The organism is Staphylococcus sp. 11007852 (genome assembly GCF_011394325.1).
In the GTDB taxonomy this organism is placed as follows: Bacteria; Bacillota; Bacilli; order Staphylococcales; family Staphylococcaceae; genus Staphylococcus; species Staphylococcus agnetis.
The window spans coordinates 24,041-35,631 of the sequence record NZ_JAANBJ010000001.1 but is presented as its reverse complement, the minus strand read 5'-3'; the positions used below and the strand labels follow the sequence as shown (position 1 = coordinate 35,631).

The window sequence follows — 11,591 nt, the reverse complement described above, 5'->3', positions numbered from 1 at the left end:
TATAATGATAAAAAGAGAGACTCCGCCCATATACTTTAACATAAAGTTTTACGACAAAATCTCTCTTCTTCTCGAGTAAACTATTAACTTATCTACAGTATAGCATACGACTTATGCTTCGTCTAATTTAAAGACTTTCGTTGCTTCAACTGCTTTTTGCCAACCTTTGTATAATTTATTGGCATCTTTAGCAGCCATTTGTGGTTCAAATGATTTTTCTAATTTCCAGTTATTGCTTACTTCATCTTTATTTCTCCAGAATCCTGTAGCAATACCTGCAAGATATGCTGCACCTAACGCCGTTGTTTCGTTAATTTCAGGGCGTTCCACTGAAACGTTCACTAAGTCAGCTTGGAATTGCATTAAGAAGTTGTTTTTTACTGCGCCACCATCAACTCGTAAACTGTTCACTTCAATACCTGAATCTTGTGCCATCGCTTCAATCACATCGCGTGTTTGATAACATAGTGATTCTAATGTCGCACGAATGAAATGTTCTTTTTCTGTACCACGTGTTAATCCAAAGATGGCCCCACGTGCCTCTGAATCCCAGTATGGTGTACCTAAACCAACAAAAGCAGGAACAACATACACACCTTCAGTAGAATCCACACGTTTCGCGTAATCTTCAGACTGGGGCGCTGAATTAATCATACGTAATCCGTCACGTAACCATTGAATTGCTGAGCCTGAAACGAAGATTGAACCTTCAAGCGCATAATTCACTTTACCATCTAAACCATAGGCAATCGTTGTTAATAAACCATGCTCTGAAGTCACTGCTTCTTCGCCAGTGTTCATTAACATGAATCCACCTGTACCGTAAGTATTTTTAATATCTCCTTTTTCGAAACAAGCTTGGCCAAATAATGCTGCTTGTTGGTCACCTGCAATACCTGCAATAGGAACCTTTTGACCGAAGAAGTGATAATCAATTGTTTCACAATAAATTTCACTTGAGGGTTTTACTTCAGGTAACATGGCTTTTGGAACATCAAGGAGTGATAATAATTCATCATCCCATTGTAAGTCATGAATGTTATACATTAATGTACGACTCGCGTTAGAATAGTCTGTTACGTGTGCTTTACCGCCTGATAACTTCCAAACTAACCAAGAGTCAATCGTGCCGAATAACACATCACCATTTTCTGCTTTTTCTCGCGCACCTTCAACATGATCTAAAATCCATTTTACTTTCGTTCCAGAGAAGTATGGATCAAGTAACAATCCTGTTTTCTTACGGAATGTGTCTTCATGTCCACCATTTTTAAGTTCTTCACAAATTGCTTGTGTTTGGCGGGATTGCCAAACAATCGCATTATAGATTGGACGTCCAGTATGTTTATCCCAAACAACTGTTGTTTCACGTTGGTTTGTAATGCCAATACCTGCAATTTCTGAAGCTCTAACGTTATTTTCATTTAACACGATAGCTAAAACAGACAATACAGATGTCCAAATTTCATTCGCGTCATGTTCAACCCAACCAGATTTTGGAAAGTGTTGCTTAAATTCACGTTGCGCTACTCCCACAATTTCTGCTTTCTCGTTAAACAATATTGCTCTTGAACTTGTCGTCCCTTGGTCAATTGATAAAATATATTTTCCCATAATATGTTACCTCCCATTATCACTCATGTTTTAATCACATAGGCAATCATAGCTTGCCATTTGTATGTTTAGATAGCACCAAAATCTTCATGTTTAATTTTTTTGTTTAAAATACTACCTAACACTAATGTACCCACTAATAGTACGACAGCAACAATTGTCCATACATCGAATGTACCTTGGAAAAACAATCTATAAATGACAGCACCTAAAATACCACCAGTAATTGGCCCTAAAATAGGAACAATCGCATACTGCCAGTCACTATGTCCTTTACCATGAATTGGTAAAATTGCATGCGCGATACGAGGACCTAAATCACGAGCTGGGTTGATGGCATATCCTGTTGGACCACCTAAACTTACCCCAATCCCTACGATTAATAAACCAACAATGACAGGATTCAATCCATCTGTAAATTTGTTTGTTCCAATAAATAACAATGCAGATGTTAAAACAGCAGTACCAATAATCTCTGTGATAAAGTTTGCTGTGTAATTTCGAATCGCAGGTGCTGTTGAAAAAACACCTAATTTAGCCGCTTTATCTTCAGTTGCGCGCCAGTGTGGTAAATACGTCAACCACGTGAGTACGGCACCTACAATACCACCTAAAATTTGTGCAATAATAAATCCTGGAACTTGCGACCATGGAAAATCACCAGTTACCGCAAATGCCAATGTTACAGCTGGGTTAAGATGAGCACCCGAAAAGTTTCCTACTGCGTAAATACCTAAAGTAACGGCTAAACCCCAACCAATTGCGATCACAATCCAGTCAGCACCTTCACCTTTAGATTTACGTAATACAACATTCGCAACAACGCCTCCACCCATTAATAGTAGAATGGCGGTTCCGATAAACTCAGCTAAGTAGATATTCATTATTTTTCCTCCCTTGAAAAGACAAAAAGACCCCTAGCTGACCGTATTACTATTATTAATAACACGTGCGAAGAAGTCTCTAGCGTCTCGATTCATCTATTAACTTGTTTTTAATATTACATCTCGATGTAAGCGTTGTCAATAACATTTCAAAGGATTAAAACGCGCTTTACAATTTTCATTACAAAACACTCTAAAATTTAAGGTTATTTGTGACTTACTGCCGAAGCATCAATTGAAATTTTACACGGATCTGTATGTACAGTTGCATGAATGCCTAATGGTAATGTCGCTTTAGGTTCATTATGACCAATAGGAACATTGACTACAACAATCAAGTCATTTTCATGAAATTCTTTTAACACTTTTAAAATAGAGGCATGATACTCATTTTGAAGGACGCCGTCATGTGGTCGTCCCACAATTAAAGCATTGATGCGTTGGAGTACCCCCATAAGCCCCCATGTGCGAAGTGATTCTTCAAACGACCATTGTGGTGTATGGACTTCAGATGTTTCGATAAATAAAATCGCATTGTTAAAGGCATCTATTGGGGGAAAATACGTTGTTCCTCTTAATTTATCAAGCGACTCGAAACAACCACCAATTAACGAGCCTGACACAGTGCCTTGACCATGTAAAACTGTAATATCATTAGCGGGTATTTTTTCGCGTTCGAAATGTCGTAAATGTGCTTCCCATTTCAGACCAAACTTCCGAAAATAAGGGATTGGTTGAAGTGGACCAAACGGTTTATCCTCGCTAATTAAAGAGAAAAGTGCCGACATCGTATAAGCGTCAGCACCCCCATTTTCTGCAAAGTCTGTGAGTAAAGCTGGGCCATAGAAAGTTGTTAATCCTAACCGATTAAAATAGAGATGTAATGGCGTTATATCTGAATACCCAATAAAAATTTTGGGATTTTGTTGAATCACTGCATCATCAATAAATGGAATGATACGTACCGACTCATAACCACCAATCGTACATAAAATTGCTTTTACTTCATCGTCTTGAAATGCCTCCATCAATGTTTGAGCACGTAATTCAGGGTGGTCATAATTCCACTGAATGGTGTTTAGCGCTTCGGGCATCACTTTGACACGATAGCCCATTTGTTCAATATAGCGTATACCTTGTTCAGTACGCCACTTTATAGTTGGTTCGCCTGCTAATCCTGATGATGGTGAAACAATTGCGATGGTATCACCTTTACTTAATGGTTTTGGTTTAATCATTTCAATCTCCCCTTTGTTTCATGATTACCACAAACGTTCTTCACTTGTTGTCACATATGTTGCGCCACTTTCTATTGCTGAAATTACTTCTTGTTCTGTACTGATTAATCCACCTGCAATCACTTTTACACCTGTTTCGTTGTAAATACGTTCTATAACTTTATTCGCGATACCTGGAAGAACCTCAACAAAATCTGGTTCAATACGTTGAATTAAACTGATACTTCGTTCAAGCGCATGACTGTCAATAATAAACACGCGAAATATCGTGATGACACCTAATGCCTTTGCTTTCTTAATAACCTTTGATTTTGTCGACACAATACCTTTTGGTTTATACGATTGAATAATGTATTCACACGCATATTCATCATGACTCATACCTTTTATTAGATCGATATGAATAAACGGGTGCAAATGTTTACTATGAATAAACTGCATCATACTTTTAAGATGACCGATGTGCGTATCAAGAATCACACATGTTTTGTAATCGGTTTGCGTCAATTTTTCTAGACTTTTCATTGATCGTATTGCAGGTAATATATTTGGTTTCATGATTGCCCCCTTATTGTATACGTTTAAAAAGTCGTTCTAATTCGTAATTTGTAAAGTTAATGATAATGGGTCTGCCATGTGGACATGTAAATGGGTCTTCCATTTGACGGAGTTGATTGATTAAATCTGCCATTTCATTGTTTTTCAAATAATGATTGGCTTTAATTGATTTTTTACAACTCATCATAATCGCAAGTTCTTCTCTAAATTTAGCGATGTTAACCGTTTTATGTTCTAATGCATAATGAATAATGTCTTTAATGGTTTCTTCTACCGCTTCTTGAGGGAACCATACTGGATAGCTATTCACAATATAGTCGTGCCCCCCAAAAGGTTCCAAAAAGATTCCCGCACGTTGTAGGGCTTCTATATTTTCTTCTATAAAAAGTTGTTCGTCTTTTGTAAATGTAAACGTTAAAGGAATGAGTAAATTTTGATTTTCATTGCTGACTTCTCCAATTTTATCCCTAAAGTATTCATACTTTATACGCTCTTGTGCTGCATGCTGATCAATTAAATACATTCCTTCATCATTTTGAGCCACAATATAAGTACCATGCACTTGACCGACCACTTCCATATAAGGAATACGCGGTGTGAATTGTTTCGCGTTATCCTCAGACATTGATGGCTGACTATCTGAAGTATCATATTGCGCACCCATACCGGATAAAATATCTCGTTGCGCCTGTGTATAGGCATCCACCTGATCATTCGATGTAGCGTAATGATGTTTATCATACGATTGATGCGCATCATTCGTATATTCCTCTGACGAAGGCGTAGAATTATTTGTTACTTCTGTTGTTGCATCCTCTTTATATGAAGGTTCTTCCACATTCGTTTCTTCAATTTTGGAGTTGGGCGGATTTTTTTCAATATGTTGTTGATCAAATGCCATTTTTTGTTGCTCAAACTGTTTTAATACCTTTTTAGGTTGATATTTGGCACTCAAATCGTTTTTAGGAATCAGCACTTTTTGCTTAAATGCTGCTTTTATTTTTTCAACAATCAATGAATACAATTGCTCTTCTTTGGATAAACGTACTTCTAATTTTGTAGGATGTACGTTGACATCGACAAGAATGGGATCCATTTCTATATTAATGTAGACAATTGGGAACCGACCAATTGTAAGTAACGTGTGATAACCTTCTTGAACAGCTTTGTTCAGCACGAAATTTTTAATGTAACGTCCATTAATAAAAAGAGAGATATAATGTCGATTACTTCTGGAATGTTCAGGCTTTGCTACAAACCCATGAATACGATAGTCGCTCGTTTCACCTGTAATTTCAACTAAATCACGAGCGACTTTCATACCATAAATTTCAGCCATGACTTCGTTTGTGCGACCAGAACCATTCGTTTGTAGCATCGTCTTACCATCATTTTTTAAGGTCATACGAATGTGTGGATGACTCATCGCCATTCTATTCACAATATCCGTTATCTTACCTAATTCTGTATATAAACTTTTAATGTATTTAAGTCTTGCTGGTGTATTGTAGAACAATGATGTGACTTTGATATCTGTTCCACGTCTCGCTTTAGCTGGTTTTTGTTCATGGATTACACCATCTTCAGCATATACTTCATAACCATCTATGCCATCAGTTGAGGTTTGCAATGTCACTTTAGCTACTGATGCAATACTCGCTAATGCTTCACCACGAAATCCTAACGTACGAATATGAAATAAATCATCATCTTCGACTAACTTACTCGTTGCATGACGGTGGAAAACTAACGGTAAATCTTCTTCTTCAATGCCAGAACCGTTATCGACAATACGAATTTCAGCAATGCCAGACTCTACAACTTCAATATTGATTTCAGTTGCACCGGCATCAATACTATTTTCTAGTAATTCCTTCACGACTGAACTCGGTCTTTCAACCACTTCGCCGGCAGCGATTTTATTGGCGAGTGACGTGTGTAAGGTTCTAATGCGCCCCATATCCATCACCTTCTATTTAAGTTTATTTTGTAATTCATTTAGTTTAATTAATGCATCAATTGGGGTCATTTGTGATATATTCAAATCTTTAATTTCTTGTTCAATTTCACTTTCTGTCATTTCATTTTCAAATAAATTAAAGGTAGCTTGCTCTATGCGTGCATCTGGTGTTTTAGGGTCGTATGTTGTGACCTCGTCCTCAATACCATCTTTGATATCTAAATGTTTCGGATGTACATGCTGCTGATACGCAGATGTATTCGAATCTGATTCAAAAGCATCTAAAATGACTTGAGCGCGTGAAATCACTGCTTCAGGTAAGTCTGCAAGCTTCGCGACTTGTATACCATAACTATGTGCAACCGCACCCGGTTTAACTTTGTGTAAAAATATCAGCTCGCCTTTATATTCGTTTGCTGCAACATGTACGTTTTTTAAACTTGGTAACGCTGCTTCAAGTTCAGTTAGTTCATGATAATGTGTCGAGAACAACGTTTTAGCTTTTGATGTTTCTGCAACGTATTCGATCATAGCTTGTGCTAATGCTAAACCATCATATGTTGACGTACCCCGTCCGATTTCATCAAATATAATTAAACTGTTCGGCGTGGCATGTTTCAATGCTTTTTGTGCTTCCAACATTTCTACCATGAACGTACTCTTACCCGACACCAAATCATCAGCAGCACCAATACGTGTGAAAATTTGATCGAATATCGGAAGCACCGCTGATTCACATGGCACATACGCGCCCATTTGAGCCATAATGCTAATGATTGCAACTTGGCGCATGTACGTTGATTTCCCAGACATATTAGGGCCAGTAATTAAGTATATAAATTCAGATGCATCTAAATAACAATCATTTGGCACATAATCATTATAGTCCATTACACGCTCAACCACTGGATGACGCGATGCTTTTAAATCCAATGTTTGGTCATGACTAAATGTAGGCCTAACGTAATTATAAGCTTGTGCAATTTCTGCAAAGCTTTGTAAACAGTCCAATTCGGAAATCATTTTCGCTTGTTGTTGTAACCGTTCAGTAAATGTTTTTACATATGAGCGTAATTCAGTAAAAAGCGCGTACTCTAACTCAACAGATTTTTCTTGCGCCCCTAAAATAATAGCTTCTTTTTCTTTTAATTCGTCTGTAATAAAACGCTCGGAATTTGCGAGTGTTTGTTTACGCTCATAACCATATTCTGCTGGGTTAAATTGGGTAAGGTTTGCACGTGTAATTTCAATGTAATACCCAAATACTTTGTTAAAACTAATTTTTAATGATTTAATGCCTGTTCGCTCACGCTCTTTAGCTTGTAATTCTGCTAACCATGTTTTACCATTACGTGAAGCATCTAAGTATTCATCCAGTTGCGTATGATACCCTTCTTTAAATAAGCCACCTTCTTTTACTGATAATGGAGGCTCGTCTACTAAACTTTCTTGTAGGGTATGTAGCAAATCATCCAATGGTTCAAGCGCATTAAAATGTGCAACTGCATCAGAATCAATCGTTTCAAGTAACGCTTTGATGAGTGGAATTTGTGCAATAGAATGTTTTAATTGCACAAGATCTTTTGCATTGACGTTTCCAAAACTCACACGTCCCACTAAACGCTCGATATCATACACTTCGTTTAAATAACTTCTTAAAGTATCTCGCGCTATAAAATGATTAATCAATTGCGCAACTGCATCATGTCGTTGTTCAATATCAGAACGTTGAATTAATGGCCGATCAATCCATTGTTTTAAACGTCTCGCTCCCATTGGTGTTTTCGTTTTATCCATTAACCATAACAATGTACCTTTTTTTGACTTTAAGCGAATACTCTCCGTTAATTCTAAATTGCGTTTCGCGTAAAAATCCATTTTCATATAATCTAACGCCTGATATGTAACAACTTCTTCAATATGGGATAAATCACGTTTTTGCGTATCAAAAATATAATCTAGTAAGATGTGAACGGCGCGTGTCATTGCAGGATGCGAAATGGTATTTACCTTATATGTAGAGTCTGATAAAGATTCGCGGACAGTTACCGTTTCTGTAATCATGCTGAATTGACGTTTCAATTCGTCAGTAAGTGGTTGGTCCACTACAATTTCATTGGGTTGGATTGTCGTTACTTCATTAATTAATGTACTTGGATCTTCAAAATGTGTGACTTTGAGTTCACCTGTACTCACATCACAGTAACTTAATGCATATTGATTATTGTGGTGTATAAAACTTACAATATAATTATTTTGGGATTCATCGATGCCGCCTCTCTCAATCAAAGTGCCTGGCGTTACGACGCGAACAACTTCTCGTTTAACCATCCCTTTTACTTGTCTAGGATCTTCCATTTGTTCACATATTGCCACTTTGAAACCGTTTTGTATTAATGTTTCAATATACCCATCCGCAGAATGATAAGGTACACCAGCCATTGGAATGGGATTGTCTTTTTTTGCATCTCGTTTCGTTAATGTAATTTCTAACACACGAGAAGCGGTCACCGCATCATCATAAAATAATTCATAAAAATCTCCTAAGCGGAAAAAAAGTAAAGCATCTGTGTGTTGCGATTTTATATTTAAATATTGTTTCATCATAGGCGTGACTGTTGTCATTATTTTTTCACTTTCCTTCTATTTCTCAACTTAATAATGTAATTAGTTTAACAGATTTCAAACGTTGACTCGAATGTTAGGAAGTCATATTCAATGTGGTGTTCATAGTCTCACTATACGACATTAAACTTGGCACACACGGCATCGGTTACCTGGTTGATAATATTATAGCGATATTTGACAGGAATTTATAAAAAAAGATGGAAGATTACATCCCCCATCTTTATCATATATTTAAAATTTGCGCTTTGATTTTTTATCTAAATTAGGCAACTTATGTCGCTTTTTTAATATTATCAAGAGCACATAACTTAATGAAGCGCCAACTAGACTCGATAATAAAAACGTCGCCATGAGTGGTTTAATCATCATACCATCAAAACCTATCAACCACGCTATAGGAATACAAAGTAAACTTCCAATAATCCCTGTGCCAATCACTTCACCAATTGAAGCTACAAATAAATGTTTATTCACGTAATAAAATAAACTTGCGACTAAAACCCCCACCATGCTTCCTGGAAATGCAAACGGCGTACCTGTACCTAGAAGTAAACGAATGAGTGACGATAAAAATGCCTGTGCCAGTCCAAACCATGGACCTAAAATAACCGCACTCAATACATTAATAAAATGTTGCACAGGTACTGCTTTAAACGGACCAATTGGAATGACCACAATTGTACTTAATAGAACATTAACCGCGATAAAAAGTGCCGTTAATGTAAGTTTTTTATTGTTCAAAGTATCACTCCTCTTTACGATGTGTAGAACCAGAGAAGTGATGTGCACCTTGAAGTCTGGTTGCTAAAGTTTCAATTATGAGATGGAGCGTTTCATTAGCTTCCTCTTGAGATTGTCTAAATTGACCTACAATAGGATACGCATCAATTTCAGCGCGAATATTAGAAATGGTTTCTTCTGAGCGCTCATATGCGTTGGGTTTATTATAATTTTGGAAATTTACGGATTGCTTTTGATTCTGTTTCAACGCATCCATATGTTTGGCAATTTGCGGATGATGATGTATTTGCGCTTCTATATGTCTATAATTTTGAATCACATCTAAAGCCTCAATGTCAGCGCTAAGTGCTTTGGCACGGAGGATAATATCATCCTTTTTAAACATTATTGCGTCACCATTGCACCTTCAGAAACGCCTACAAATTCACCATTTAATGAGAATTGTTTCGCTTCAACAATTTTAACATCAACAATTTTGCCAATAACTTCTTTTGGTGCACGGAAGTTAACGAGCTTGTTCTTTTCAGTATAGCCTGCTAACACATGTTCATCTTTTTTACTCGCACCCTCACAAAGGACTTTAACTGTTTGACCTTCATATTGCGCCAATGCACGTGCTGAATATTCCCCAACTAAACGATTTAAACGTTGCAGACGTTCTTTTTTTACATCTGTAGGCACATTATCTTTCATTTTAGCTGCAGGTGTACCATCACGTTGAGAATATAAGTACGTATAAGCATGCTCAAAGCCTACTTCTTCATAAAGGGTAAGCGTCTCTACAAATTGTTCTTCCGTTTCATTAGGATAGCCTACGATAATATCAGTTGTAAGTGCCACATCTGGAATCGCAGTTTTAATGCGACGAACTAAATCCAAATAGCTTTCACGTGAATATTTACGTCCCATAATTTTAAGCACTTGATTATTACCAGATTGGACTGGCAAATGAATGTGCGGTACAATATTGCCGCCTTTGGCAATCACTTCAATCATACGATCTGTGAAGTCCCAAGGGTGACTTGTAGTAAAGCGTACGCGAGGAATGTCAATTTTAGCAATATCTTCTAATAAATCACCTAAACCGTAATCAAGATCTTCTAAATCTTTACCATATGAGTTAACATTCTGACCAAGTAACGTAATCTCTTGGTAACCTTGACGCGCTAAGTCACGAACTTCTTCTATAATATCGTGTGGGCGACGGCTACGTTCTTTACCTCGAGTAAAAGGAACAATACAATATGTACAGAATTTGTCACAACCATACATAATATTCACCCATGCTTTAATACGACCTTCACGTACTTTAGGTAGATTTTCAATGACATCGCCTTCTTTAGACCAAACTTCCACAACCATCGCTTTAGATAAATATGCTTCTTCTAAAATTTGAGGGAGGCGATGAATGTTATGTGTTCCAAAAATCATATCAACGTTTTGGTAAGATTTTAAAATTTTATTGACTACTGATTCTTCCTGTGACATACAACCACAAACACCAATCAAACAATCTGGGCGTTCTTGTTTAATATGTTTTAAGTTACCGATTTCGCCAAACACTTTATTCTCTGCATTTTCACGAATTGCACACGTATTTAATAAAATGACATCCGCTACATTCACATCTTCTGTCGGTGTATAGCCTAATGCAGTAAAAATTCCAGCCATTACTTCTGTGTCATGTGCATTCATCTGACAGCCATAAGTTTTAATTAAGAATGTACGCCCTTTACCCATACCACGATATTTTTCATCAATTTGGAAATCTCTATTATACGCCACTTCTTCTTTACCACGTTTTTTGGCTTCTTTTAAACTTGGGGGTTGATAAACGTGTTCAAAGTACTTACTATAATCTTTTTCTTTATCATTACGTCGCGAAAGCACATCTAATGTGCCCGCTTTTCTTTGTTCTTCATTCACATGCAAAACCCTTTCTGCCCATATATCATTAGTACATTATAT

At 37.0% G+C, this 11,591-nt stretch carries 9 protein-coding genes; all 9 read right to left on the bottom strand.

The annotated features are described in order from the left end of the window. Positions 1 to 111: 111 nt before the first annotated feature. On the bottom strand, positions 112 to 1,614 hold the full coding sequence (gene glpK / locus G8Y85_RS00145) for a glycerol kinase GlpK (RefSeq protein WP_103345384.1): 1,503 nt from the start codon (positions 1,612 to 1,614) through the stop codon (positions 112 to 114). A 68-nt stretch (positions 1,615 to 1,682) separates the two neighbouring features. After that, the gene (locus G8Y85_RS00140) at positions 1,683 to 2,498 is read right to left on the bottom strand and encodes an MIP/aquaporin family protein (protein WP_060550945.1); all 816 of its coding nucleotides are present in this window, start codon (positions 2,496 to 2,498) and stop codon (positions 1,683 to 1,685) included. Between the two features lie 206 nt (positions 2,499 to 2,704). Further along, a complete protein-coding gene (locus G8Y85_RS00135; protein WP_165805231.1) occupies positions 2,705 to 3,736 on the bottom strand; it encodes a S66 peptidase family protein in 1,032 nt (343 codons plus the stop codon). A 24-nt stretch (positions 3,737 to 3,760) separates the two neighbouring features. Continuing rightward, positions 3,761 to 4,294 (bottom strand): glycerol-3-phosphate responsive antiterminator, encoded by a 534-nt coding sequence (locus tag G8Y85_RS00130; RefSeq protein ID WP_103345382.1) that lies wholly within the window; start codon positions 4,292 to 4,294, stop codon positions 3,761 to 3,763. Positions 4,295 to 4,304: 10 nt separating this feature from the next. Then, positions 4,305 to 6,254 carry a DNA mismatch repair endonuclease MutL gene (mutL, locus tag G8Y85_RS00125; protein ID WP_165805230.1) on the bottom strand — a complete coding sequence of 650 codons (1,950 nt, stop codon included), beginning with the start codon at positions 6,252 to 6,254 and terminating at the stop codon, positions 4,305 to 4,307. A gap of 12 nt (positions 6,255 to 6,266) precedes the next feature. Beyond that, entirely contained in the window at positions 6,267 to 8,858 is a 2,592-nt protein-coding gene (gene mutS, locus G8Y85_RS00120) for a DNA mismatch repair protein MutS (RefSeq protein ID WP_481864902.1), read from the bottom strand. A gap of 255 nt (positions 8,859 to 9,113) precedes the next feature. Further along, a complete protein-coding gene (thiW, locus tag G8Y85_RS00115) occupies positions 9,114 to 9,623 on the bottom strand; it encodes an energy coupling factor transporter S component ThiW (protein WP_165805228.1) in 510 nt (169 codons plus the stop codon). 4 nt (positions 9,624 to 9,627) lie between these two features. Then, complete coding sequence (locus G8Y85_RS00110) at positions 9,628 to 10,008, bottom strand: YlbF family regulator (protein WP_103345378.1); 381 nt, start codon at positions 10,006 to 10,008, stop codon at positions 9,628 to 9,630. Beyond that, the gene (gene miaB / locus G8Y85_RS00105; RefSeq protein ID WP_107401299.1) at positions 10,008 to 11,549 is read right to left on the bottom strand and encodes a tRNA (N6-isopentenyl adenosine(37)-C2)-methylthiotransferase MiaB; all 1,542 of its coding nucleotides are present in this window, start codon (positions 11,547 to 11,549) and stop codon (positions 10,008 to 10,010) included. Before miaB ends, G8Y85_RS00110 begins: the two co-directional genes overlap by 1 nt. Between the last annotated feature and the right edge of the window lie 42 nt (positions 11,550 to 11,591).